The organism is Phormidium sp. FACHB-1136 (assembly GCF_014697375.1).
Taxonomy (GTDB): domain Bacteria; phylum Cyanobacteriota; class Cyanobacteriia; order Phormidesmidales; family Phormidesmidaceae; genus Nodosilinea.
In genome coordinates this window covers 1-23,536 of record NZ_JACJRS010000066.1, presented here as the reverse complement: position 1 = coordinate 23,536, position 23,536 = coordinate 1, and the positions used below count along the sequence as shown (strand labels likewise).

Annotated in this window: 23 protein-coding genes; 11 read left to right on the top strand and 12 right to left on the bottom strand. The window is 57.0% G+C overall.

Going from position 1 to position 23,536, the window contains the following annotated elements; translation table 11 throughout:
• Positions 1-2: 2 nt before the first annotated feature.
• Complete coding sequence (locus H6G62_RS17920) at positions 3-752, top strand: PP2C family serine/threonine-protein phosphatase (protein ID WP_347239375.1); 750 nt, start codon at positions 3-5, stop codon at positions 750-752.
• A 283-nt stretch (positions 753-1,035) separates the two neighbouring features.
• On the opposite strand, the gene rsmB is transcribed toward H6G62_RS17920, so the two are convergent.
• From rsmB to petN, 4 genes are all read right to left on the bottom strand, one after another.
• Positions 1,036-1,911, bottom strand: a complete 876-nt coding sequence (rsmB, locus tag H6G62_RS28645; RefSeq protein WP_347239374.1) for a 16S rRNA (cytosine(967)-C(5))-methyltransferase RsmB — start codon at positions 1,909-1,911, stop codon at positions 1,036-1,038.
• Entirely contained in the window at positions 1,912-2,388 is a 477-nt protein-coding gene (locus H6G62_RS28640) for a transcription antitermination factor NusB (protein ID WP_347239372.1), read from the bottom strand.
• Between the two features lie 111 nt (positions 2,389-2,499).
• Positions 2,500-2,688 (bottom strand): hypothetical protein, encoded by a 189-nt coding sequence (locus H6G62_RS17910; RefSeq protein ID WP_190497603.1) that lies wholly within the window; start codon positions 2,686-2,688, stop codon positions 2,500-2,502.
• A gap of 33 nt (positions 2,689-2,721) precedes the next feature.
• On the bottom strand, positions 2,722-2,811 hold the full coding sequence (gene petN / locus H6G62_RS17905) for a cytochrome b6-f complex subunit PetN (protein ID WP_039726352.1): 90 nt from the start codon (positions 2,809-2,811) through the stop codon (positions 2,722-2,724).
• 195 nt (positions 2,812-3,006) lie between these two features.
• On the opposite strand from petN, the gene H6G62_RS17900 reads away from it, so the two are divergent.
• The 4 genes from H6G62_RS17900 to H6G62_RS17885 all read left to right on the top strand — a co-directional run bounded on the left by H6G62_RS17900 (position 3,007) and on the right by H6G62_RS17885 (position 9,023).
• Positions 3,007-3,504, top strand: coding sequence for a hypothetical protein (locus H6G62_RS17900; protein WP_199325089.1), 498 nt, complete (start codon positions 3,007-3,009; stop codon positions 3,502-3,504).
• Between the two features lie 179 nt (positions 3,505-3,683).
• Positions 3,684-6,353: an ATP-binding protein gene (locus H6G62_RS17895; RefSeq protein WP_190497601.1), complete on the top strand. Its 2,670-nt coding sequence runs from the start codon at positions 3,684-3,686 to the stop codon at positions 6,351-6,353.
• 6 nt (positions 6,354-6,359) lie between these two features.
• On the top strand, positions 6,360-7,448 hold the full coding sequence (locus tag H6G62_RS17890) for a response regulator (RefSeq protein ID WP_190497599.1): 1,089 nt from the start codon (positions 6,360-6,362) through the stop codon (positions 7,446-7,448).
• A gap of 177 nt (positions 7,449-7,625) precedes the next feature.
• Positions 7,626-9,023 carry a pentapeptide repeat-containing protein gene (locus tag H6G62_RS17885; protein ID WP_190497596.1) on the top strand — a complete coding sequence of 466 codons (1,398 nt, stop codon included), beginning with the start codon at positions 7,626-7,628 and terminating at the stop codon, positions 9,021-9,023.
• A 10-nt stretch (positions 9,024-9,033) separates the two neighbouring features.
• Here H6G62_RS17885 and H6G62_RS17880 read toward each other — a convergent pair whose 3' ends face one another.
• Positions 9,034-11,115: a prolyl oligopeptidase family serine peptidase gene (locus tag H6G62_RS17880; RefSeq protein ID WP_199325093.1), complete on the bottom strand. Its 2,082-nt coding sequence runs from the start codon at positions 11,113-11,115 to the stop codon at positions 9,034-9,036.
• 410 nt (positions 11,116-11,525) lie between these two features.
• Here H6G62_RS17880 and H6G62_RS17875 point away from each other — a divergent pair, with 410 nt between their 5' ends.
• Positions 11,526-12,902 (top strand): S41 family peptidase, encoded by a 1,377-nt coding sequence (locus H6G62_RS17875; RefSeq protein ID WP_199325088.1) that lies wholly within the window; start codon positions 11,526-11,528, stop codon positions 12,900-12,902.
• A 102-nt stretch (positions 12,903-13,004) separates the two neighbouring features.
• On the opposite strand, the gene H6G62_RS17870 is transcribed toward H6G62_RS17875, so the two are convergent.
• Positions 13,005-13,499: a transcriptional repressor gene (locus H6G62_RS17870; protein ID WP_190497594.1), complete on the bottom strand. Its 495-nt coding sequence runs from the start codon at positions 13,497-13,499 to the stop codon at positions 13,005-13,007.
• Between the two features lie 509 nt (positions 13,500-14,008).
• On the opposite strand from H6G62_RS17870, the gene H6G62_RS17865 reads away from it, so the two are divergent.
• Entirely contained in the window at positions 14,009-14,545 is a 537-nt protein-coding gene (locus H6G62_RS17865; protein WP_190497592.1) for a DNA starvation/stationary phase protection protein, read from the top strand.
• 125 nt (positions 14,546-14,670) lie between these two features.
• On the opposite strand, the gene H6G62_RS17860 is transcribed toward H6G62_RS17865, so the two are convergent.
• From H6G62_RS17860 to H6G62_RS17850, 3 genes are all read right to left on the bottom strand, one after another.
• Positions 14,671-15,423, bottom strand: a complete 753-nt coding sequence (locus tag H6G62_RS17860; RefSeq protein ID WP_190497590.1) for a (2Fe-2S) ferredoxin domain-containing protein — start codon at positions 15,421-15,423, stop codon at positions 14,671-14,673.
• Complete coding sequence (locus tag H6G62_RS17855) at positions 15,420-15,692, bottom strand: Asr1405/Asl0597 family protein (protein ID WP_190497588.1); 273 nt, start codon at positions 15,690-15,692, stop codon at positions 15,420-15,422. The genes H6G62_RS17860 and H6G62_RS17855 overlap by 4 nt, the downstream gene beginning before the upstream one ends.
• Before the next feature lie 416 nt (positions 15,693-16,108).
• On the bottom strand, positions 16,109-16,813 hold the full coding sequence (locus H6G62_RS17850) for a hypothetical protein (protein ID WP_190497586.1): 705 nt from the start codon (positions 16,811-16,813) through the stop codon (positions 16,109-16,111).
• A gap of 392 nt (positions 16,814-17,205) precedes the next feature.
• Here H6G62_RS17850 and H6G62_RS17845 point away from each other — a divergent pair, with 392 nt between their 5' ends.
• The 3 genes from H6G62_RS17845 (at position 17,206) to H6G62_RS17835 (ending at position 19,556) form a co-directional block, all read left to right on the top strand.
• Positions 17,206-18,279 carry an extracellular solute-binding protein gene (locus tag H6G62_RS17845; protein WP_190497584.1) on the top strand — a complete coding sequence of 358 codons (1,074 nt, stop codon included), beginning with the start codon at positions 17,206-17,208 and terminating at the stop codon, positions 18,277-18,279.
• A 231-nt stretch (positions 18,280-18,510) separates the two neighbouring features.
• Positions 18,511-18,927 carry a glutamyl-tRNA amidotransferase gene (locus H6G62_RS17840; RefSeq protein WP_242052151.1) on the top strand — a complete coding sequence of 139 codons (417 nt, stop codon included), beginning with the start codon at positions 18,511-18,513 and terminating at the stop codon, positions 18,925-18,927.
• Positions 18,928-19,292: 365 nt separating this feature from the next.
• Positions 19,293-19,556 (top strand): hypothetical protein, encoded by a 264-nt coding sequence (locus H6G62_RS17835; RefSeq protein WP_190497582.1) that lies wholly within the window; start codon positions 19,293-19,295, stop codon positions 19,554-19,556.
• Between the two features lie 85 nt (positions 19,557-19,641).
• Here H6G62_RS17835 and H6G62_RS17830 read toward each other — a convergent pair whose 3' ends face one another.
• Complete coding sequence (locus H6G62_RS17830) at positions 19,642-20,196, bottom strand: phycobiliprotein lyase (protein ID WP_190497580.1); 555 nt, start codon at positions 20,194-20,196, stop codon at positions 19,642-19,644.
• A gap of 345 nt (positions 20,197-20,541) precedes the next feature.
• On the opposite strand from H6G62_RS17830, the gene H6G62_RS17825 reads away from it, so the two are divergent.
• Complete coding sequence (locus H6G62_RS17825; protein WP_190497579.1) at positions 20,542-21,078, top strand: phycobiliprotein lyase; 537 nt, start codon at positions 20,542-20,544, stop codon at positions 21,076-21,078.
• Between the two features lie 144 nt (positions 21,079-21,222).
• On the opposite strand, the gene H6G62_RS17820 is transcribed toward H6G62_RS17825, so the two are convergent.
• The gene (locus H6G62_RS17820; RefSeq protein WP_190497577.1) at positions 21,223-22,542 is read right to left on the bottom strand and encodes a F390 synthetase-related protein; all 1,320 of its coding nucleotides are present in this window, start codon (positions 22,540-22,542) and stop codon (positions 21,223-21,225) included.
• The gene (locus H6G62_RS17815) at positions 22,539-23,444 is read right to left on the bottom strand and encodes an MBL fold metallo-hydrolase (RefSeq protein WP_242052150.1); all 906 of its coding nucleotides are present in this window, start codon (positions 23,442-23,444) and stop codon (positions 22,539-22,541) included. Before H6G62_RS17815 ends, H6G62_RS17820 begins: the two co-directional genes overlap by 4 nt.
• Positions 23,445-23,536: the final 92 nt, after the last annotated feature.

Below are 23,536 nucleotides of genomic sequence, written 5' to 3'. Positions count from 1 at the left end.
TGGTGGAGCACCAATTTTCAGGGCTAACGGATCCTGGTCTACTGAGAAGTAGCAACCAGGACGATTATTACATCGATCCGGAGGGTCGCTTCTTTATCGTGGCGGATGGCATGGGTGGCCATGCGGGCGGTCAGGAGGCCAGTCGTTTGGCCACGGCCACCATCAAAACTTTCCTGCAACACCATTGGCAAGATCCCCAGCCTACCGCTGATTTGCTGCGCCAAGCCCTAGCCCAGGCCAACAACGCTATCCTGCACGACCAGTTCCATCATCCCGAACGCTCGGACATGGGCACCACTGCCGTAGTGCTCACCTTTCGGCCCCAGGATGACCAGCCCTGGTGTGCCCATGTGGGAGACTCGCGCCTGTATCGCCTGCGGGGGCACCAACTCGATCAAATTACCGAAGACCACACCTGGATTGCCCGCGCCATCCGCGAAGGGGAACTCACCCCCGCCCAGTCTCGCAGCCACCCCTGGCGGCACGTCTTGGCCCAGTGCCTAGGCCGAGAAGACCTGACTCAAATTGACGTACAGCCTATCGAGACCCACCCCGGCGACCGTCTGCTGATGTGTAGCGACGGCCTCACCGAAGAGCTCTCGGATCATCTGATCGCCTCCCACTTGAAATCGATTCGGGCCTGTGAAGCCGCCGCCGCTGCCCTCGTCAGTTCCGCTAAGAAACGAGGGGGCCGCGATAATATTACCGTCATCATCATTAATCCCCTTCCGCCCCCAACGCTCGCCCCCTAAAGCTCCTACCCATGGATGAGTGATGACTGTAACTCTCTAGAAGTGGACGCTAGATCGATACCACGCGGCCATTGATGCTGGGCTGTTTGAGGATCAGGCGATTGAGCGACTACGGTTCGCGATCTGGCCCAGGGCCAATACCAAACCGAACTGACCCTCACCGAGGGATGCCTATCCCCTGTCCTTGTCCAGGATGTGATCATCGAGGTACGGCGGTTGTATTGCGAGATCGGTACTTTGTATCCCTCAACCTAGGGGCAATTCGGTCAGTGCGCCCGCCGTGTCACCCATGACGCAGGGCCACCATAAAGAATCCGTCCATTGCTTGGCGATGGGGCCAGACCTTTATCCAACCCTCCGGGGTAGGGGCAAGTCCCGGCATCCAATCCTTGGCTGGGGGCTGGATCTGCCAGTGGGGATGATCCTGCAAAAAGGCTTGGATCACCGCTTCATTTTCGGCGGGGTGGAGGGTGCAGGTGGCGTAGACCAGGGTGCCGCCCAGTTTGGTGCAGCGGGCCGCTTCGGCTAACAGGGCTTGCTGTTGGGGCACCAGGGTTTGAATGGATGCTGGGGATTGTCGCCAGCGGGCATCGGCGTGGCGGTGTAGGGTGCCGAGGCCAGAGCAGGGGGCATCCACCAAGACCCGATCTCCCTGGCCGTGGAATTGGGCCAAATCGGTGCTGTCGCCCAGGTGGGTTTGAATGCTGTGGAGTTGCAAGCGCTGGGCATTGGCCGTGACTTTTTTGAGGCGAGAGGACGTGCGGTCACAGGCCCACACCGTGCCCTGATCGCCCATGAGTTCTGCCAGGTGGGTGGCCTTGCCCCCCGGTGCGGCGCAGAGGTCAATCACGGTTTCCCCGGGTTGTGGGTTCAGTAGTTGGCCTACTTGTTGAGCGCTGGCATCCTGCACCGCCCACCAGCCCTCGCCATAGCCCAGTAGGTCGGTAATCGCCCCGGAATGTTGGCTCAGCCGTAAGGCCCAGGGCAAACCGGGCAAGCGTTCCGTGGCCATTCCCGCCACTGCCAAAGCCGCTTCTACAGCTTCCACAGTGGTTTGCATGCGATTCACCCGCAGGTCTACACTGGGCACCTGGTTAAACCAATGGCAAAGCTGGTCGGCTTCCATCTCGCCAAGCTGCTGCCGCCAAAGGTCTACGATCTAGTCGGGATAGCTATGGCGCAGCCCCAACGCCGCCGTGGGGTCTTCGGGCAGCACTAGGGGATCGGCCCCCGCCGCTGTCAGCCGTTCGTACTGCCGCAGCAGGCCGTTTACCACCTTCGATAGTTGCCCCAAGCCGTTGGCCTTAGCCAAATCCACGCTGGTATTCACCGCCGCCGAGGCCGGAACCGCCTTCAGATAGCGCAATTGATACAGCCCCACCTGCAACACCAGCCGCAATACGGGGGGCTGCTTCTCGGCGGGGCGGGTGCCCAATTGGGAAATTAGCCCATCTAGGGTACGCTGTCGCCGCACGGTGCCATAGACCAATTCCGTTACCAAAGCCGCATCCTGGGCCGATAGCGTCGCCTGGGTCAACGTCCGATGGAGGGCTACGTCGGCATAGGCTCCCCCCTGCACCTGAAGCAGCACCGAGAGCGCCCATTGCCGAGCTGTTGTGGGAACTGTTGTCACCATTGCACCCCGTTCATTCCGTGAAATCCCATAATGTGCTCCATGCCCCAAACAAAAGCTCGGACATCGGCCCATTACCGACCATCCGAGCCTTTGCAGAGAAATTGAGCGGGGCTACTTTTTAGCGGCCTTGGCCACTTTGGGCGACCGACGCTTGACGGCATCCTGGTCGTTTTTGCGACGGCGACGATCTCGCCAATCGGCAGCCGTGAGATAGGCCACGCCCCCAGTGACGACCACCAGGAGAACAAGGGCCAACACGGCTAGAACGCTAAAGGCTTGTGCTTCGAGGGTTGCTTCCATGGCTAACGCAGGTGATTGACGGGGGAGTTGACCCTAGAAGCCGTTGCGGCCCCACACCACCATGGATAGGGAGAAGGTGAAGACAACCAGTAGAGAAACCCAGCCCAAGGTCAAAATATCCATAATTGCAACGAGTTGATAGAAGACAACACAGCCATACCTATCATACGGTAAAGGCTTCCATCTGCTGACATTCGGCCCGACGACCCGACGGCGAGATCCGTCCATCCATGGACTAGGCTATCAACAGAATCGGGTATCGGTAGGATTTAGAACCGCGACCCAGTGACCCATCACGGCGACAGGCAAGGAAAAGGTATGGTAGACAGCACATCAGAGGAAACCAAGCAAGGCCAGACCATGGCCGACCGAGTGGCTTCGGTGCAGGCGGCGGGGCTGACGGGCTTGATCGCTGGACTGGCGGGATCGGGGCTGTTGCTGATCCATCGGGCGGCGGCGCTGGGCTGGGGGGCGGCGGCAGCATCCACCATCGACAGCCTAGCGGGACTGACTTTTTGGATTAGCGTGGCCATTGCGGCCCTGTCGGGGGCATTGTTTGGCATTACCTACCGCTACGCCGTTCGCCAAGATACCAGTTCCTACCTGCGATCTGGGGTCATCTTTGCCTTTAGCCTAGTGCGGGGGCTGGCCCTCGTGAATGTGGGCGCGGCGGTAGCGATGATGGGCTGGCCATTTCTGGTAGCGATTACCGAGAGTCTGCTGCTGTTTGCCCTGGCGGCGGCGGGGCTAGAGGTCGCCTTGAGACAAGGTTGGATCGCGACGGTGTCTGGCCACTTAGACGAAGCCCGTGACTAGGCAGAATCATCCGCCATCTCAGGCCGCGAGAATCAGCCCTCAGATCAGGTCAATGGCATCAGAAACATCAGGAATCACCTGATACAGACCGTGGAGGCGAATGCCTAAGGTAGAGACAAGGGAGCCGATCAGTGCCTCACACCTGGGCTATTTCCACCCTGTCCACGGGAGTTTCCACCATGACCAATCCTGCCTCTCCTCCTCATTCATGGCCATCCCCTAGCGCCAATGCTCTGGGGGCCTTGGGTAAGACCCCGGTGGTCATGCCCGCTACGGCCTCCCTCAAATCGGTGCTGGCCCAGCTAGGCAGCCCGATGGCCGAGGAAAATAGCTACGTTCTCCTGGTGGAGAACGAGACCCTGGTGGGCCTAGTAACCGACCGTGATGCCATCCGGTTGTTGGTGAACGGTGTGTCCCTAGAGGATCCCATTGCCCAGCACATGACCACCCAACTGACGCATCTGGCTTGGGATCGCCCCATGGGGCCCTTGGAAGTGGTGGATCTGATGCGGCAGCGGCACATCCATCATTTGCCTGTGGTGGATGATCAGGGGCGGCCTGTGCGCATGATTTCCGTCGAATCGCTGCAAGTGACGCTGATGCCACCCCACATGCTGAAGTTGCAAGCGGTGCGCTCTCGCATGACCCCCTACCTAGCCACCGCCTGCCAAACGGATTCTACCCTCAGCGTGGCTAAGCAACTGGCGGAGTATCAAATTAACTGCGTGGCGGTGGTGGATGCTGCTGCCGATGGCCTGAGTGCCTTGGTGGGAGTGGTGCTGCGTCAGGATGTGTTGCGGTTTCAATCGCGCCAACTTGATTTGGCCCAGCTTCCGGTGCAGGCGGTGATGCGGGAGGTGCAGTTTTGTCTTCAGCCCAGCGATTCTCTGTGGTTGGCCTATCAGGAAATGAGCCAGCGGCGGTTGCCCTGTTTGGTGGTGGTGACACCCCAGCGCCAACCCCTAGGGGTGATTACCCAGGCGGATCTGCTCCACAGCCTCGATCATCGCGAAGTGCAATCTTCTTTAAGCGAACTGTGGCGCACCTTTCGGCAGTCGGAGCATGACCAGGTAGAGCTTTGGAAAACCCACAGTGCGGAACTAGAGCGGCTAGTGCAAACCCGCACGAAGCAGTTAGAAGACCAGGCCAAGGCGGATCGTCTGCTTACTAGCCTCACCCAACGCATCCACGAATCCCTCGATATGCAGGATATTCTTTCGACCACTGTGGGCGAGGTACGCCAACTTCTCCAGGCCGACCGAGCCATGGTTTACCAGTTTGGTGGGCAGGCCAAGGGCGAAATTGTGGTGGAGTCGGTGGTGCCGCCTTGGACGTCGCTGTTGGGCCAGGTGATTGAGGACGAATGCTTTGCCCAGCACTGGGCTGAATCCTACCGCTATGGCCGCATTCAAGCCGTAGAAGATATCCATCAGGCGGGGCTGAGCCCTTGCCATGTGGAGATGTTGGCGACCCTCAACATTCGCGCCAACTTGGTGGTACCCATTGTGTGCGATGCGCGGTTGTGGGGGCTGTTGGTGATCAATCAATGTGGCCAACCCCGCCGCTGGCATGATTGGGAAATTCGCCTGATTGAACAACTGGCCCGGTCGGTGGCCATCGCCATCCGCCAGTCGGAGTATTACCACCAGCTTCAGGCCGATATTGAGACCCGCAAAGACTATGAGCAGCACCTTCAGCAGCTCAATGATGCCCTGGAACATAAGGTGGCCGCCCGCACCATCGAACTTCAGCAAAGTGAAACCAAATTCCGCAGCCTGGTGGAACAAACCAACGACTGGGTGTGGGAGATGGACGACCAGTTTTGCTTTAGCTACATCAACCCCAGGGCCACGGAGATGCTGGGCTATTCGCCCTCGGAGATCCTAGGCCATCGCTTCAGTGATTTCATGGTGGCGGACGAAGCGGTGCGGTTTAGCACGATCCTCAGCCATCTGATTCAGCAGCGCCAGCCCTTCACTCAGATTGAGACCAGCGCCCTCCATGCCGAGGGCAAATCGGTGGTGTTGGAGATCAGCGGATCGCCGATTTTTGACGCCGAAGGTGGCTTCCAGGGCTATCGGGGCATCACCCGCGACATCACCGAGCGCAAACAGGTGGAGGTGAACATTCGCAAGGCGCTCACCCGCGAAAAGGAACTCAGCGACCTCAAAACCCGGTTCATCTCCATGGCCTCCCACGAGTTTCGCACCCCGCTGACCACCATCCTGGCCTCCGCCGAAACCCTAGAGCGCTACAGCCACAAGTTCACCCCGGAAAAACAACAGGCCATTCTCCATCGCATTCAATCCTCCGTACACCATGTGATTGGCTTGCTCAACGATGTGCTAACCGTGGGCAAAACCGAGGCGGGCAAGCTGACCTGCAATCCGGCCCCGCTAGATCTGAAACAGTTTTGCCAGGATCTGGTCGAAGAACTTCAGTTTGCCCAAACTGGCCCCATCAGCCCCATCGAACTGCGGTGTCAGGGCGATACCTTCCAGGCCATGGCCGACGAAAAGCTGCTGCGGCACATTTTGATTAACCTGCTCTCCAACGCGATTAAATATTCTCCCAACCATCAGCCCATCACCGTTGCCCTCACCTGCACCGCCGATGAAACGGTGTTTGCCGTCCAAGATCACGGCATTGGCATTCCCGCTGGCGATCAGGCGCAATTGTTTGAAGCCTTCCATCGGGCCGATAACGTGGGCAATATCTCTGGCACGGGCCTAGGCATGGTGATTGCCAAGCGGGCCGCCGAGGCCCATCAGGGACGCATTGCCTTTACCAGTGCGGTGGGCGTGGGCACCACCTTCACCGTTACCCTTCCCCTCGATCTCATGGAGTAATTGATCATGGCTAAGATTCTAGTGATTGAAGACGAAGCAGGTGTCCGCGACAGCCTGGTCGATATCCTCAATGCGGAAGACTACATTGTCGATAGTGCCGTGAACGGCGAAGAGGGCCTGCGCCAAATTCGCGAGTTTCACCCCGATCTGGTGATCTGCGACATTATGATGCCCGTTTTGGATGGCTACGGCGTCTTAGAGAAAGTGCGCCAAGATCCTAATTTGGCCACCCTGCCCTTTGTGTTTCTCACCGCCAAGGCCGAGCGCAACGACTTCCGAAGCGGCATGGATTTGGGGGCCGATGACTACCTGACCAAGCCCTTCACCCACGACGACCTGCTCCGCATGATCCACACCCGCCTGGGTGCCCAAACCGCCGTTGATCAAAAGACCCAGCAGCAACTCGATGCCCTGCGCACCAGCATCAGCACTGCCCTGCCTAGGGAATTGGTCGGCCCCATGCGGGAGGTGCTGACCCTATCCGCCACCCTCGCCGCCCAGGCCAACACCCTGGCCCCCGAACAGGTGGAAATCCTGGCCAAGGCTATTCACCGCAGCGCCCAGCGCACCGCCCGCCTCACCCAGAATATGCTGCTCTACGCCAAGCTAGAGCGTTTGCACCTGGATCCCCAATCGGCTAGCCATCTGCGGCAGCAATTTACCGACCGGGCAGACGCAATTCTTTTGGAGGTGGCTGAAGCTCTCGCCACGGACTATCTGCGCGAAGACGATCTGGACATTTCCCTAGATCCCTTCGCCGTTTCGATGTCTGAATCTCAGCTACGGAAGGTGTGCGAAGAACTGATCGACAATGCCCTCAAGTTTTCAACGCCGGGTACGCCGATCAAAATCTTTGGCTCCTACGCCGATGGCCAAACCACCTTCTACGTGATCGACTATGGCCAGGGCATGACCCCCGACCAGATCGCCCACATTGGGGCCTACCTCCAGTTTGACCCCAACGCCGAAACCAGCCAGGGTACGGGCCTCGGCCTCGCCATTACCAAGCGCCTGGTAGAACTGCACCAGGGCGAACTCACCATCGAAAGCATCCCCGGACGCCAAACCATCGTGCGGGTCGTGCTGCCAGACTAGCCACTCCCTTGCCCCTTCCCTTGCCCCCTCGTGCATCTACTGTTCGTATCCGTCGTTGATTGACGTCGTTTATCCGAATCGTCGCTGACCTCAGCCCCTTCCATCGTGCATCTGTTTCCTCGGCTGAAGTCTCTTTCCTTTACCATCAGGGCCATTTACTCAGGGGAGGTGCCTGCTATGAGCGACCTGACCCACCTCATGCATCTTAAGCAATACAGTATCGAACACTGGAATCACTGGCGACAGGAGGAGCCAGACCTTCATCCCGATCTCAGCCATGCCTTTCTGTGCGCCATAGACCTCGCTGCCGCCAACCTCAGTGATGCCGATCTGCACCAGGCGGATCTCTACTCTGCCGATTTGTGGGGGGCCGATCTCAGTCGGTCTGACCTCCGGGCTGCAAGTTTGGGCAGTGCGAACCTGTCCAGCGCCAACCTCTCCCAGGCCAACCTCACCCAGGCGGATCTAAGCAGTGCCAATTTGTCCCAAAGTACCCTCACCGGGGCCGACCTCTCTGGGGCCAACCTCAGTACGTGCCATCTGAATGGCGCAACCCTCGCCCAGGCCAACCTAGCCGGGGCCAATCTAAAAGGGGCCAACTTGACCGATGTGGTGTTGACCGGGGCCAACCTAGCCGGGGCCAACCTAACGGGCGTTGTTGTCTCCGACCTCGATATTCAGGTGATCGCCACCCTGCAACAGGCCACCTGCGAGCACGTCTACGTCCTGTCCTGTGTGGAACCCGACGCTGAGGACGTGGAGGTGAATTCCTACACCCACGGCTTTCGGTCGGCCCTCAAGCAGTTCTACCAAGCCATCAGCGAGTCCGATGAAGCGCTGGGCCATCTGGTCTACCGCATCGTTTGGCCCTCGCCCACCATGGCCCACGGCCCCGATATTTACTTGCAGTCCGTGGAACAACAGGCCAACGGCGACCTGCTGGTGCGAGTGGGAGTGCCCAGCCTCAAACCTGCCCTCGGCCAGCCCCAATCCGTCACCTATCTACCCCGAGGCTATGCCGACACCGACGAATACTACCGCCATCAAATTCAAATGAAGGAAGACCAACTGGCCACCATCCAACGGCAAAACGACGAGCTGCTCGATTTGCTGAGGGTGATGAGCCAGCGCAATGTGTACGTGCAATCTGTTTCTGTTTTGGAGAACAATACTATGACGGGTGTATCGAAGTACGACCTACGTGGAGCCAACATTGGCAACTTTGCCGACACCATCGAAGCCGGAGGACGGCAACAATCCGTACAGCGCAATCACAGCACCAGCCAAGACACCATCCCCGATTGGGAACTGGTGATACAGGTGGAAAGCCTATTCCAACAGCTTTCTACCCAATCGGCCCAGGTTCCCCCCGATCAACGGCCTAAGGTGGTGGGCCAAGCCCTCCAGAAAAAAGCCCTCAGCAACCCTGCCTTCAAAGCTCGCTTGCTCAAGGCTCTAGAATCGGGCAGTGGCGAACTGGTGCGCGTGTTTGCCCAAAACCCCTACATCAGCGTGCCCCTGGCCCTGGTGAAGGGCTGGATGTCCGTTAGCCCAGCGGTCCCCAAAGCCAGTTGAACCCCCGATCCTAAGGCAGAGTGAGGCCCGTGTGGCGAGCCAAGAAGGCCCATTTGTCAGCGGCTTCTTCGATTACCTTGGCGGTGGGTTTGCCTGCCCCGTGGCCTGCTTTGGTGTCAATGCGGATTAGAACGGGATCCTCGCCAGCCTGAGCCTGTTGCAGGGCCGCTGCGAACTTAAAGCTGTGGGCCGGAACGACTCGGTCATCGTGGTCGGCGGTGGTGATCAGGGTGGCGGGGTAGGCGGTGCCCGGTTGCAGGTTGTGGAGGGGCGAGTAGGCGTAGAGGGCGCGGAATTCCGCCTCATTTTGGGGCGATCCGTAGTCCGACTCCCAGGCCCAGCCGATGGTGAACTGGTTAAACCGCAGCATATCCAGCACCCCCACGGCGGGCAGGGCCACGGCGAAGAGGTCGGGCCGTTGGGTCATGCAGGCTCCCACCAGCAGGCCGCCGTTGCTGCCGCCCATGATGCCCAGTTTGGCAGAGGTCGTGTAGCCCTGGTCGATCAGCCATTGGGCCGCCGCGATGAAGTCGTCAAACACGTTTTGCTTGTTGAGCTTGGTTCCGGCCTGGTGCCAGTCTTCGCCGTATTCGCCGCCGCCGCGCAGATTTGGCACCGCATAGACGCCGCCCATCTCCATCCACACCAGGTTACTGACCGAAAAGGCCGGAGTCAGGGACACGTTAAAGCCACCGTAGCCGTAGAGCAGGGTGGGATTTTGGCCGTTGAGTTCTAGCCCCCGTTTGTGGGTGATGAACATGGGAATGGGGGTGCCATCGGCGCTAGGGTAGAACACCTGGCGGGTTTCGTAGGCATTGGGGTCAAAATCCACCTGGGCGGCGCGGTAGAGGGTGCTTTCCCCGGTGATCAGGTCGTAGCGGTAGAGGGTGTTGGGCACCGTGAAGCTGGTGAAGCTGTAGAAGGTTTCGGTGTCTTCGCGCTTGCCGTCAAAGCCCCCCGCCGAGCCGATCCCCGGCAGTTCCACATCCCGCACCCAGGTGCCATCCAGGGCGTAAATCTGGATTTGGGTATAGGCGTCTTTGAGGTAGTCCACCACAAACTGATGGTTCAGCAAACTCACCCCCTCCAGGGTATCCTCGCCTTCGGGGATGACTTCCTGCCAGTGGTCGGGGTCGGGCTGGGTGAGGTCAATGGCAATCAGGCGACCCTTGGGGGCTTTCAGGTCGGTGCGGAACCAAAACCGGGTGCCCTGGTTATCTACAAAGCTGTAGTTGGCCTCGAACTCGGAAATCAGCTCAGTGACGGGGCTTTCCGGGTTCGCCAAATCCTTGTAGAACACCAGGTTGTTGGGGTCGGTGCCGCGCCACACGGAAATCACCAGGTAGCGGCCATCCTCGGTAACGCCGCCGCTGAAGCCCCATTCCTTTTGGTCGGGTCGTTCGTAGATCAGCAGGTCTTCGGTTTGGGGGGTGCCCAGGCGGTGGTAGTAGAGCTTTTGGTAATAGTTCACCGCCTCGTGGAGGTTGGTGGGGTCGGGTTCGTCGAAGCGGCTGTAGAAAAAGCCCTGGTGGTCGTGGCTCCAGGAGGCCCCGGAAAATTTCACCCACTTCAGCAGGTCGTCGGTGTCTTCTCCAGTTTCAATGTCTCGCACCCGCCATTCCACCCAGTCCGAGCCGCTGGCAGAGAGTCCGTAGGCCAAATATGCCCCGTTTTCGCTGACGGCCATGCCACTGAGGGCCACGGTACCATCCTCAGAAAGCGTGTTGGGATCCAGAAGTACCCTAGGTTCGGCCTCCAGGCTGGGCAGGGTATAGAGGACGCTCTGGTTTTGCAGCCCGTCGTTTTTGAAGTAAAAATATCGCCCACCCCGCTTAAAGGGGGTGCCGTAGCGCTCGTAGTTCCACAGTGCCGTCAGCCGTTGGTTGAGGGTATCCCGTCCCGGCAGTGCGGCCAGGTAGTCGAAGGTCAATTGATTCTGGGCCTCAATCCAGGCTTGGGTTTCGGCGGATTGCGGATCCTCCAGCCAGCGGTAGGGATCGGCCACCTCGATGCCGTGGTATAGATCCACCTGGGGCTGGCGGGGGCTGGGGGGATAGGCAAGGGATTGGGCAGATACAGGAATCGCAGACATAGACATTACGGCAACACCAAGGGCTATCAGTAACCCTAACAGGAAGCGCCAACCCTGCCCACAGCGACGGGCCATCCGCAGCGGTTTCCTGAGCGACCTGGGTACGCCCATCGGTCGATGGGGTGCCCTCGCAGTGGAGTGGGCCGACCGACCTTTCGTTACGAACCTTAAAAAAATCTGTGTCATTCTTCAAAATTGGCACAGCCATCTGGCCAAAGCTTTGAGCTATCCGTCACAATGGGGCCAAGGTGGCGGGATACCCGTGGCGATGGTGGCCGATGGCATCGTAGACGGGGGCGAAACTTCTATTTTGGGAATTTTCCTAGGCAAGTTAGCTCGTTTTTGTAGATTTTTCGCCCATCCAGCCAACCCGACCAATCCCCCGTTTCCCCTCCAGGGCATTGCTTGCTATGTTGGCTTTTCCATCCAGACTGTCTTCCTTTCCGCTGCGTGCCGTTCTCCTCGCCCCCCTTGCCGCCGCTGCCCTAGGGATGATTGGCCTTGAGGAGGTCAAGGCGTCTACCAATGATGCCCTGCGCCTGCCGACCAGTAATCGGGCTACCGCTACCGCTGGCTCGACCCTGCAAGATAGCCCTAAGGTTGTCCTCGACCAGGCTTGGCAGATTGTTAACCGTGAGTATGTAGACGATCACTTTAACCACACCGATTGGCAGGCCACCCGCCAGCGCCTCCTCGGCCAGGAATATAGCTCTCCTGAAGCGGCCTACAATGCTCTTCGTGCCGCCCTGCGCCAGTTGAACGATCCCTACACCCGCTTTCTCTCGCCCACAGAATATTCCGACCTCACCGACCAAACCGCTGGGGAAGTATCCGGCATTGGGGTGCAGGTGCAGCGCAACGACAACCGCGTGGTGATTACCGCCATCACCCCCGGATCTCCCGCCGAACAGGCTGGCTTAGTCGTGGGCGATCATCTGGTGATGGTGGATGGCCAAAGCACCAGTAACCTGACGGCGGAAGGGGTGAATCAACGCCTGCGCGGAGCCGAGAACTCCCAGGTCACCCTCAGCGTGGCCCGCAATGGTGGCACCCCTCGCAGCATCATCGTCACCCGCGCTCGGATGGAAATGCCCGCCGTAGAATATACCCGTCGCACCGTGGGAGGACGACCCATTGGCTACATTCGGCTCATGGAATTTAACGCCCACGCCGCCGAACAAATGGAGCGGGCGATCCTCAGCCTCACCCAGGAGGGCGTGGAGGGCTTTGTGCTGGATCTGCGCGGCAACCCCGGTGGCCTGCTGTTCGCCAGCATCGACATTGGCCGTATGTGGCTGCAACATGGCCCCATCGTCCGCACCGTCTACCGCGATGGCACCACGGAATCCCTCTCCGCTAACCGCACCGCCCTAACCCAACTGCCCCTCACGGTATTGGTGGATCGCCGTTCCGCTAGCTCTAGCGAAATTCTTACCGGAGCCCTGCAAGATAATCGCCGCGCCACCGTGGTTGGCACCCCCACCTTTGGCAAAGCCCTGGTGCAAACCCTGCATGGTCTGTCCGATGGCTCTGGCCTGACGGTGACCGTGGCCCACTACTTCACCCCCAACGGCACCGACATCAGCCGCAAAGGCATCACCCCCGATGTCACGGTGGAACTCAACGAGCGCCAGCGCAGCGAACTGTTTGCCAACCCCAGCCGTCTCGGCACTGACACCGATCCTCAATTCGTGCGAGCTGCCGAGGTGCTAGAGCAGACCATCATTGCCCGCCAAAGTAGCCAGGGACCACGGCAACTGGGCCAAGTGCAACCCACGGAACCTTAGCGTCAAGATCCACGACTCATCATCGCGATCCTGTCATCCCAAATTCGAATTGGAAAACCCCGATTCCCAGTCCAACAAACGGACTGTCGCCACTGGTGTGGCCTACCCCTCCATCCGCCCCTGACAGCGGGGGCAAATACCATAGACCGTAAATTGACCATCTAGCAGGGAAAACCCCCGATTGCGAGTTTCCTGGGCCGTCACTTCGGTAATGGCGTCGTCTTCAAATTCCTGCACATCACCGCACTGCACACAAACCAGGTGGTGATGCTGTTCCCAAATGGGACTTTTGAGTTCGTAGTATTTGCGCCCTTCCGCGAGTTCTAATTCCTGCAAAAGGCCCAATTTCACCATCACATGTAGCGCCCGATACACGGTGGACACGCTAATTTTTTCGCCCTGTTTCCCCAAATACTGATGAATTTCCTCGGCACTGAGGTGGTGACGGTTGGCGTTGGCTTCAAACAAAGCCAGAATTTTTTGGCGCTGCACCGTTAGCCGAAACCCTTCTCGGTTTAGGGTTTCCTTCAATATCCCAGGACTGATTAGATCTTGGGGGCCCGGAGGATCCGGTGGGCTGGCACTGTTTGCATCCATGTTGGTCTCTAGCATCCAAACCACGGTATTCACATCTCAATCTAAGTACAACAAGAAAGCATTTAAGGTGACGACCTCATCACGCCGGAAAGAGCGGCTATTGAAATTAACTTTCGATAAATGAGGATCATCATTGCGGAGATATCGTAGACCTTAAAGAGGTTATTGAAAATGATTTTCGCTAATAAGAATAGAATCCCAACGGTAGCCTACTACCCTTGTTTTTTTGAGCTAAAAAAACTATCATCAAACTTCAGACTCCTTCGGTTCCTAATCATCACAGCCCTGTGAAATAGCTAAGAATCAAGGATCTAAACGACGGGACGAAAGTTAAATAACCCACGACCACCGGATCTCAATCCACCCTTTTTGAACCATGTCATCACATTTCTCAATGGGGACAATAGCCCATTCATGGGGAATCTAGGATTTCGATGAATGGGTTGAGAATGTTCCCCGTTGTGAATGGCTGGAATGGGCCAAATAACGCCAACTTTAAGGAGAGTGCTATGCCTATCACCGAAACCCTGCTGCAATCCTACGGAGAGGTTGCGGACAACTGCATTGGGCTGGAAACGTCGGTCACAGAGCCGATTATTGAAGGGCTGGGCACCGTTTACGCCAGCTTTATGGCCCTGTATATGCAGTACCAAAAGCATCATTTTGTGGTGGAAGGTTCGGAGTATTACATGCTCCACGACTTTTTCTCGGAGAGCTACGAGGCCGTTCAGGAGCACGCCCATGAGGTGGGTGAGCGGCTGCACGGGCTGGGCGGTGTTCCCGCTGGGCGACTGGCAACCCTGGCCAATCTCTGCGCCTTCGAGCCGGAGGGGGATGATGTCTACCGCTGCCGGACGATGATCGCCAACGACCTGAAGGCCGAACAGGCCATGGTTGAGCTGATTCGTCGGCTGGCCTCCCAGGCCGAAAGTTTGGGCGACCGGGCCACCCGCTACCTCTACGAGCAAATTTTGCTGAAGACCGAAGAGCGGGCCTATCACCTGGAGCACTTCCTCACCCCCGACAGCCTGAAACTGGCCTGGTAAAGCCGTCGGTCGGTTTATGAGGACAACGCCCACACCGTAACCCGTGATTTCCGGGACAACGGGAATCCACAAACCTAGGTGGCCTAACCTTAGGTTTCCGCCTGTGCGGGAAAGACGGATCATCATCATTGACAGTGGGCCAAAAGTGCGATTGCACGGTCGGGAGTAACTCGGCTGTGCATTTTTTTCTGGGGCATCACCCGCAGGTTTGGCCCCTGTTTGCAGGCTCCCATGCAGCCTGTGCCTTCCACGGTGATGTGTTGCAAATCGGGGTTGCTCTCGACTTCGGACTGAAGCGCTTGCAGGATGTGCTGCCCGCCCTGCTTAAAGCATTTGCCCTTACGACAGACCTGAAGACAGGCTTTTTTTGGCGCGGATTGTTGATTGGATGATGGTTGTTTGGCCTCGTGCGTTGTCAATAATCCCTGAAGTCCCTGATCCGTGAGGCCATCCTGAACTCGTACCAATGATGGCAACGCGGCTACATTTTTTTCTGCAACCGTAGCGGATTGAACCAGGGCATCCTTTAGGGCCTGGGGCACCTCGGCCTCAGGCCAGGGAATCAGGTTCATGCCCCGCCAGCGGTCATCGTCGCGGTCGGCCCACACCTGTACCCAAGTACCGGGTTGCAGTTCGCGCACCAGCATCGGACGTAGATACTTGGGCAGCTTAATCGCCAGTTCGCCCTCGGCAGCGTGGAGAATCAGCCCTTTAATTTTGCCCTTGGCCGACCGCAGGGGGGCCGCATACCTGCCGCGCAGAACCTGGCCCTGGGGCTGGTGGGGACTGGGGGCGGAGGGCTGAAGAACGGGCTGAACGGGGGCGACCATCACCGCCGAGACAGGCCGGGAAAATCGAGGGGATTCATCGCGCATCATTTCGAGATCCTTTGCTGCCAGCAGCGGTTGAGGTGGGCGACCTGGTCTGCCTTGGGGGCGATTTGGGTTTTCACGACGCTCCAAATTTGGGCCAGGGCCAGGGGCGTTTCGGCGGAAACCCGCAGGGGTTGATGCACCCCGCAATGGCAGGGAATCGAGAGATCTTGCAAGCGGCGGTAAACCTCCCAAGTGGCGACCCGATCTAGGTCGAGGGGAAGGGTAAGCGCCGGAGATGGGCTAGACAGCGGAGCAGAGGGAGAGCACAACATGGCCGTCGAAGTCAGAGAACTTCGGGATTAAGGGATGACAGCCAGGGCAAAACCCACCGCTGGCCCACGATCCTCTTGCCATTGGTTCTGAATAAAGGGTGACTGGGTGCCTAAGCCTGGGGGCTAGGATTATTCCCAAATAAGGCCCAAATTCCCTGTCAGCAACCGTATAAGCGTTTTATAACGCTGTGACTGAGACTTTGGTGGCCATCCTTAATGAAGATCGTTTCCACTAAGATAGCGAACCTTCGGGTTTAATGCAATAGAGTTTCAATAAGGAGATCCTATAGAAATCGAGAAACCCTTGCATATCAGTCAATTTAAGCCTTAACCTGCAATTAACTCGCAATGAAACGTTGCTACAACTTAGATCAACTTGCGATAAGCCCCGCCCCAGCCAACCACCGAAAACGCCCTTACAACGTCTGAAGTGCGACCAGCATCTCCTCGCTGAGGGGGGTGGGGGTGAGGCTGTAGCGAATGCCCTCGGTGACGGAAACCAGGTTGAGGTAGTAGGGATCTTCGCCATCCTTGGCGACCCGATAAATGCGAACACCCGTTTCCGTGGAAAGCACTTCCCCCGTGATGTTGCTGAGGCGATAGCCCTGGGCTTCCAGATTGTCCTGAATGGATCGGGCCGCCCCTCGCCAGCCCCCTTCTACGGGGCTAGTCCAGCAGGTTTCAACGCCGCAATCGGTCTGTTGCGCCCCCTGGAAGTGGGGAAAATCGGCGTAGGGCTGGGGTTCGGGTTCTGGGACGGGTTCCGTGACGGGTTGGGGTTCGGGTTCCGCGATGGGTTCCGGCTGTGGATCTGTGGCCATGGGTTCTGTGGCGGGTGGCTCAGGATCGGCCAAGGGTTCAGCGGGGCCAGGGATAACTTCTGGGACGGACTGCTGAACAGGCGGCGCAACCCTAGGGGCCGGAACCACGGCAGCGGGCCTCATTTTGGCGGGCGGGGGGGCTGGCACGGAGGGGGCTGGTTCAGGTTTGGGCGCAGGCAGAACGGCCACATCAATGCTGGCGGTGGGTTCCTCCATGGTCGCGGGATCTTCTGCTTCGTGGGCACGGGGCGACCAGGGTAGACCGAGGAGCAGCCCATGGGCACCCAAAGATGCCGCCAAACACAGCCCGCCAAACCAAGGTTTGAGCCTTGCGATCCTGGCTTTGTGGCCTGGGGATCGGGGGATCGGGGTGGAATGGGCAGGAAACTGTAGGGTCATTATCGAAAAGCTTTGGCAGTAGTTTGTGCCAGGTAACAGGATCGATTCACCATTAGCTTACGCCAATATACCCTAACAATCGACGAATTCATAGAGATTTCAAGGATTTGGCTGGTCTCCATTGACCTGAATCGGGGGATTACCAGTTGCCACTACCCACCACCTATACCAAGTCTTTTCGGAGTTTATTGGGAAACTATGTCAACAAGCGCTACAATGCGTAACGAACTGACCCCAAGGGCATCTCCCCTGAGGGCGCTTTGGAAGATTTTTGAAGGTTTGAGGTGTTTAAGGTGTCAACAAAATTAGGACGACGTGCGTTTTTAGGGGCTGGAGCCGCCGCCACTGCTGTGGCCTTGGGGGGGCTAAATCGTCAATCCGCCCAGGCTCAGTTTCGTTGGGGGCAGAACCGAGGTCGGGTCGTGAATCTCTATTCCTCTCGCCACTACGATACCGACGAGCAGCTTTACGAGAGCTTCCGGGAAGCCACGGGCATTCGGATCAACGTGGTGGAAGCCGAGGCCGACCAACTGATTGAGCGGATTAAGAGCGAAGGCCAAAACAGCCCCGCCGACCTGCTGATGACCGTGGATGCAGGCCGTCTGTGGCGGGCCGAACAGGAAGGCATCTTCCAGTCGGTGACCTCCTCGGTGCTGACCGAGGCCATCCCCAGCAACCTGCGCCACCCCGGCGGCCTATGGTTTGGCCTCACCCAACGGGCTAGGGTGATTATGTACCGCAAGGATCGGGTCAACCCCTCCGAGCTTTCCACCTACGAAGACCTGGTGGATGCCAAGTGGCGGGGGCGCATCCTCACCCGTAGCTCCACCAATATCTACAGCCAGTCCTTAGTGGGATCCATGATTGCCGCCCACGGCGCAACGGATACCGAAACCTGGGCACGGGGCTTGGTGGCCAACTTTGCCCGCGATCCCCAGGGCGGCGACACCGACCAAATCAAAGCCGTGGCCGCTGGCCTGGGCGACCTGGCCATCTCCAACACCTACTACCTAGCCCGCTTGCTCAAGTCCGACAATGGGGAAGATCGGGCCGTCGCCGAGGCCATCGGGGTGTTCTTCCCCAACCAAAACGACCGGGGCACCCACGTTAACATCAGTGGGGCGGGGCTAGTGAGCACGGCCCCCAACGCCGCCGCCGCCATCGAGTTTCTGGAGTACCTGGTCAGCCCAGAGGCCCAGCGCATCTTTGCGGAGGGCAACAACGAATACCCCGTCGTGGAAGGCGTGGCCATTGACTCGGTGGTGGCTAGCTTTGGCGAATTCATCGCCGATCCCCTCAATGCCGCCGTCTTTGGCCGCAACAACCCCGAAGCCCTCCGCATTACCGACCGAGCGGGCTGGAAGTAGGCGCTGTTGCCATCTCGTCAGGGTAGTTATGGCTTATACCCATCTCATCTCTATCCATGACTGCCTGGGAGATCCCCCTAAATCCCCCTACCCTGCGGGAAGCCGCAAGCGTCTATAAAAAGGGGGACTTTGACTCCGGTTCCCCCCTTTCCAAGGGGGGCTAGGGGGGATCTAGCCCAGGAGCCAATTGTTATGGAAACCTACCTATAAGCCGTACCAAATTCGGAGAAGATGGGAAACGATGAATCTCCCCTGATCCCCATGGCCGACATGCTCAAACTCGCGGTAAATGGCACCCTCATGCGGGAGCTAGAACTCAACCCCAACCTGATCCAGGCGGGGGCTGAGTTTTTGTATGAAGCCACCACCACGCCTAACTATCGGCTGTGGTCGATCCATGATCAGCATCCGGCCATGGTGCGGGTGTCGGAGGGCGGCTCGGCGGTGGCCCTAGAGGTATGGCACATTCCCGCCGATGGCTTGGTGCAGGTACTCTTGCAAGAACCGCCCGGATTGTCTATTGGCAAAGTCACCCTCAGCAATGGGGAAACGGTGTTGGGGGTGCTGGGGGAACCCATCCTCTGCGAAGGGCAACGGGACATTTCCGAATTTGGTGGCTGGCGAGCCTATCTGGCCCAAGGTGCCTAACCCACCACCGCATCCACCACCCAGCGCCTATCCCTGTAACCGATGGATCACCGATGGATCGCCGATGGATCGAGAATCTTGGCTCAGATCGGCGAAACGTTAAGACTTAGGCCGGATTGTCAGGGGTGATACCGTCATATTGGGTGGCCCTTGCTAGGGTAGGGGGGTATTCTCTAGCCACAAAATACCTTTCGGTTCAGAATTTTAATACTTCAGCGACTTTTTGTTGCTTCCACTACATTTCCAGCGCATTTAGGTTTCGAGCGCACATTTAACTTTATTACGTTCCCCCCCGTAGACATTAAAAATATAAAAGAGGGAACTATAACAGTGGTTGACCTTTCACCTCAGGATATGCACAGGTCATGGAAATTCCCCAAGCCATCATCGACGATCTGATTTTGACCCTCCATCAGTCCCAGCGATCTACGGTGTTGATCGGCGGCACCAGCGGCCAAGCGGCCCACGATGTCAACCTCCACAACCAAAGTCGCCGCCACCGCCAGCAGCAGCAGGCCATTGCCTCTGTCATTGGCACGGTGCTAGAGTTCGCGAGCGAAGATGTGCAGGCGCGGTTGGCCTCCAGCTACCAACAATCTGCCAGTTTGACCAAGCCCCTGGAGTCTTAACCCCTAGGCTGTTGGCACGGGGCTTTGGGCTGCAACCGGATGCAGGCTTGTTTTAGCCGAGGGGCTGTCATTTAGGAACGATGGGCTAAGCCATTTTTTGCTCGACGCCAAATCCGACCAGCACGAGGGTATCGAGGGGCTGTCCGGCCTCGGGACGCTGATAGTTGAGGATGCGGCGAATCCGCATATTGGGGTTGACCAACAGGATAGAATCCACGGAAACCACTCGCGTGTAGGGGGTGGTCATCAACAGTTCGCGGTTTGTGGGGTCGTAGCGAAAGCTAGACACGATGGGACGTGCTTCTTCGTAGGCCCGATCCCGCAGATAGTCGCCAGTAATGACGCCATCGCTTTGCTGTTTAGGAACAAACAAGGCCCGCAACTCCTGGGACACCGCTTCACCCTTGTCGGAAACGGTATGAAACACCAGATTGAACCCTGGCAGGGTGTCGAGATGGTCGGGGATCGGGTAGGCGTTGTCGGTTAAGACCTTGTGCTTGAGGTCGGGGGTGATCACCTCCACCTGAAAATCGGTGTGGGATCGCTCAATTTCCGGGTGGGTCAGGTAGTGGTAGGTGCGCTCAATCGACCAGTGACCCAGGCAACAGTCAAAAAAGTAGTTGATATCCGAGAGATCCATCGTTGTTCATTTGCCCAGGGAGAACCTCTCTGATCGTACCGCTAGGGCAACGCTAGGGCCGATAGACTTGCGCTAACAGGCAAAGTCGTGACGGCATCCCCAGCCCCAACGCCAACGCAAAACGATCTGGGAATCACCATTGAGTAAAAATGCTTACAGATTGCCCTGCCAGAATTCGTACAATCAGCCTCACTCCTGTCTATACCAACGCCCAAGCCACCTTGCCGACCGATGGGTCAATCACTATAGTTAAGGAATGTAAATCAAAATTACGTTTTTTATCATTTGGTTGACTTTGCTCCAATGCCTTCGCGCCATCCCTAGTCATCGCCTGGATAGTCTCCTATGCCCTTCTCCGTTGAAACCGCCCGCATTTTAGCCGAGCCCCTGGTGACGGCCTTTTTTCAGGAAACGGCTGGGGAGTGGCGTTCTGAGCGTCGCTACTACACCCTCAGCAGCGGCGAAACCCAGGAAGTCGTCAGCCAGATCACCATTGAGTTCCTGGAAGCGGGGCACCCGCAGCTTCTACATTTGGCTGACCTGCATCACCTTGGCTCCAAATCTCCCCTAATTTGCGGTACCGCCGTAGCCTGGGAAAGCGACTATGTGGGCACAGGCAAAAAGCCCGTCAAAGGTAGCACCCTGTTTGGGGTGCGGGGAACGACGCTGTATCGAGATCGCGGCTTTGCCACCAGTAAGCCCGTCACCGCCCAATACCTGTTCCCCGATAGCCGCACCCTCCAACTCAAAACCGCCTACAACCAATCTTCCTTTGAGGAAGAAATTCGCCTGATTGGCCACCGCTACCGCACCCGCCAAACGGTGATCTCCCGCGCCGGAGAACAGGTGATGATCGGCCAATACCTGGAAACCCGCTGCTAGGTACAACACTCCGGACAGTTTTTGATCGTCAACGGTAGAATGAGGGTTTCAGGCCTCTTCCGCAGCAGCTTGGTCAACGAGAAATTGAGGGTTTTAGCACTCGCCAAAAAAATGTCTGGACTATTGGTGGTGGAAAGTATGATCTTATGAGGTAGGAAAGTCTCGGCGAACCCGGCGTAGCTTCTGATCATAGGTAATCCGTGCCTGATAGAGGCTGAATTGGAGCGGTGGCACCTGGCAACCCGATTTAGTCAGTAGTTTGGTTAACGTGTGTTCTAGTTTGGTAGTAACCGCAATCCATTGATTTTCGGGTACTTTTAAATAAATCTGAATAGTCTCAGGGGTTTGCACAACAGCGTATTCTTGAATAGCCTCGGAGGTGAGAATAATGGTACGACGAATGAGGTCTGGAAAAATAGGAATGAGTTGTGATTGGTCATGGTTGGGAAAATAGAAAATATCATCACAACGTCCTTCAATTTGAGTAATAGCTGTTAATATGGATCCGCAGGGACAGGGTGTTTTTTGTTCGCTTAGAATATCATCTAATCGATAGCGAATAATTGGCTGTGTTCTCCGGTTAAAGTCGGTAATAATAGGCATGAATCGGCCCGATTCTCGATCAAGATAGTCTTTTTGAATCACCAGAATATCTTCATTGAGGTGCAGCGTTCCATAGGCACAGGTGGCGGCCAAAAAGCCTTCTGTGCATTGATAGAGTTGATGCACCATTTGGCCGAAGACTTGGCTAATCACTTTTTCATCAAGGGGATCGAGCACTTCAGCCACGGAGATAATTCGAGTCGGTGAAATCGATAAGTTTCCCTGAGATTGGGCCTCAGCCAGCAATCGCAACATCGAGGCGGGTGCTACCAAAATGGTCGGTTGATAATCATCCAAGCGGGGTATGTGCTGAGTGATCGGCTGAAAGAGATCAAAATACTCGAATTGAATTCGTTGCTGTTGCACCGTTTGGTAGAGGTTGCTATTAGCTCTCAGAAAAAAAGCAATCCGTTGGCGAGACAAAATTGATTGGGGCAAGGCTTTGGCTAGAACTGTCCCGGCCCAAGCCTGTTGCTCGACTGGGCTAACTAGAAATAAGCCCCGATTGCCACTCGTCCCCGAGGATAAGCCCACGGTATACCCGCGCAGGGTGGATTGAAAATCACGGCTTTCCTCGCCTTGCTGGGCGATCACCATCGCCTCGTCTTTTGAAATGCCTACGGTATTGAGCTGATCAAAATTAGCCATCATGATCGCCTTATTGATGACTGGGAACTGTTGCCAGTCTTGGAAATCTAACCCCTGATAGTAGGTTTGATAAAAGGGAGATTTCGGAACCACCTGATGTAAAAAATACTGCACCCGTCGATGTTGCCAAGCCTGCAACTGCTCTGGGGTACGGAAGTGTTGTCTGTATTTGGTCTGCCAGTAATGCCAAAGAATACGCGGTAGGGCATTCATAACGGTTGCCCTGAATGAGTTGGAGATTGTTCGCGCCAAAAAACGGCGCAATGGGTAGGGATAATCTGAATTTCTGGATGGGCTTGGTGAAGAGAATGAAGTTTTTTAAGGGTGGTTTGGTAGGTAGCGGAATCAGCAAAAATTAACTGGGCGATGGGGTGAGGAGCCACTAACTCTTGATAGGCCCGACTCGACCAGCAGGCATCGGCGACTAAAAAGTAGGTTTGATGGTGGGTATCGGTCAATAAAAGCCCCAGTTGGCCGGGGGCATGACCGGGGAGTTCGATGGCAATTAAACTGCGATCACCGAAGAGATCAAACCCCTGCTCAAACCAGCCAGGTAAGGCAGGGACAGAAGGGCTCTGTTCTACAAACCGCAGCCGTTTTTCAAAGTCTGGGGGCAGCAATCCGGCCAAAAATCCGGCTTTGAGGGCGCGTAACCCTTTTTGATGTTTAACCGCTCCATAGGCCGATTGGGCACAGATATATTCCGCCTGGGGAAAATCGGCCAATCCGGCAATGTGGTCGGCATGGAAATGGGAAATCAGAATGTATCGAATGGATTCAGGGGGTACGCTCTGCTGCTGCAATTGTTGGACAGCATTTTCTTCTGGTTTTAGGTAAACGGGCGTGATTAGGGCATAGAAACGGTTGGGAAAGTGCTGCGTTTCTCGAAAGAAGCGCTCGGAGTAGCCCGTATCAAACAAAATGTTGCCGATAGTGGGATGCTGAATTAGGGCAAATAGCGCTGGAAATTGGATGGTTTGCCACCGCCCACCCCGCAGAGTAATCGCCTCTGGATGGGTGCAGTAGCCCGTTTTAAACCAGGTGACTTGCACCAAGGGTTGCACCAAGGGTTGCTCCAAGGGATTAGTCGCCATGGGAATTAAGCTGTTAGTCATCTAAACTGCGTATAATACATTAAAATTCTGGAATAAGCCATGGGAGTCAGAAACTATCTAACGTCAGAGGAAAAGCAAGAGCTTCAGAAGCA

Excerpts from the sequence above, each read along its gene's own strand:
- H6G62_RS28640 (WP_347239372.1), bottom strand. The coding sequence starts at position 2,388 with ATGGTGACAACAGTTCCCACAACAGCTCGGCAATGGGCGCTCTCGGTG.
- H6G62_RS17910 (WP_190497603.1), bottom strand. The coding sequence starts at position 2,688 with ATGGAAGCAACCCTCGAAGCACAAGCCTTTAGCGTTCTAGCCGTGTTG.
- petN (WP_039726352.1), bottom strand. The coding sequence starts at position 2,811 with ATGGATATTTTGACCTTGGGCTGGGTTTCTCTACTGGTTGTCTTCACC.
- H6G62_RS17900 (WP_199325089.1), top strand. The coding sequence starts at position 3,007 with ATGGTAGACAGCACATCAGAGGAAACCAAGCAAGGCCAGACCATGGCC.
- H6G62_RS17895 (WP_190497601.1), top strand. The coding sequence starts at position 3,684 with ATGACCAATCCTGCCTCTCCTCCTCATTCATGGCCATCCCCTAGCGCC.
- H6G62_RS17890 (WP_190497599.1), top strand. The coding sequence starts at position 6,360 with ATGGCTAAGATTCTAGTGATTGAAGACGAAGCAGGTGTCCGCGACAGC.
- H6G62_RS17885 (WP_190497596.1), top strand. The coding sequence starts at position 7,626 with ATGAGCGACCTGACCCACCTCATGCATCTTAAGCAATACAGTATCGAA.
- H6G62_RS17880 (WP_199325093.1), bottom strand. The coding sequence starts at position 11,115 with ATGTCTGCGATTCCTGTATCTGCCCAATCCCTTGCCTATCCCCCCAGC.
- H6G62_RS17875 (WP_199325088.1), top strand. The coding sequence starts at position 11,526 with ATGTTGGCTTTTCCATCCAGACTGTCTTCCTTTCCGCTGCGTGCCGTT.
- H6G62_RS17870 (WP_190497594.1), bottom strand. The coding sequence starts at position 13,499 with ATGGATGCAAACAGTGCCAGCCCACCGGATCCTCCGGGCCCCCAAGAT.
- H6G62_RS17865 (WP_190497592.1), top strand. The coding sequence starts at position 14,009 with ATGCCTATCACCGAAACCCTGCTGCAATCCTACGGAGAGGTTGCGGAC.
- H6G62_RS17860 (WP_190497590.1), bottom strand. The coding sequence starts at position 15,423 with ATGATGCGCGATGAATCCCCTCGATTTTCCCGGCCTGTCTCGGCGGTG.
- H6G62_RS17855 (WP_190497588.1), bottom strand. The coding sequence starts at position 15,692 with ATGTTGTGCTCTCCCTCTGCTCCGCTGTCTAGCCCATCTCCGGCGCTT.
- H6G62_RS17840 (WP_242052151.1), top strand. The coding sequence starts at position 18,511 with ATGGGAAACGATGAATCTCCCCTGATCCCCATGGCCGACATGCTCAAA.
- H6G62_RS17835 (WP_190497582.1), top strand. The coding sequence starts at position 19,293 with ATGGAAATTCCCCAAGCCATCATCGACGATCTGATTTTGACCCTCCAT.
- H6G62_RS17830 (WP_190497580.1), bottom strand. The coding sequence starts at position 20,196 with ATGGATCTCTCGGATATCAACTACTTTTTTGACTGTTGCCTGGGTCAC.
- H6G62_RS17825 (WP_190497579.1), top strand. The coding sequence starts at position 20,542 with ATGCCCTTCTCCGTTGAAACCGCCCGCATTTTAGCCGAGCCCCTGGTG.
- H6G62_RS17820 (WP_190497577.1), bottom strand. The coding sequence starts at position 22,542 with ATGAATGCCCTACCGCGTATTCTTTGGCATTACTGGCAGACCAAATAC.
- H6G62_RS17815 (WP_242052150.1), bottom strand. The coding sequence starts at position 23,444 with ATGACTAACAGCTTAATTCCCATGGCGACTAATCCCTTGGAGCAACCC.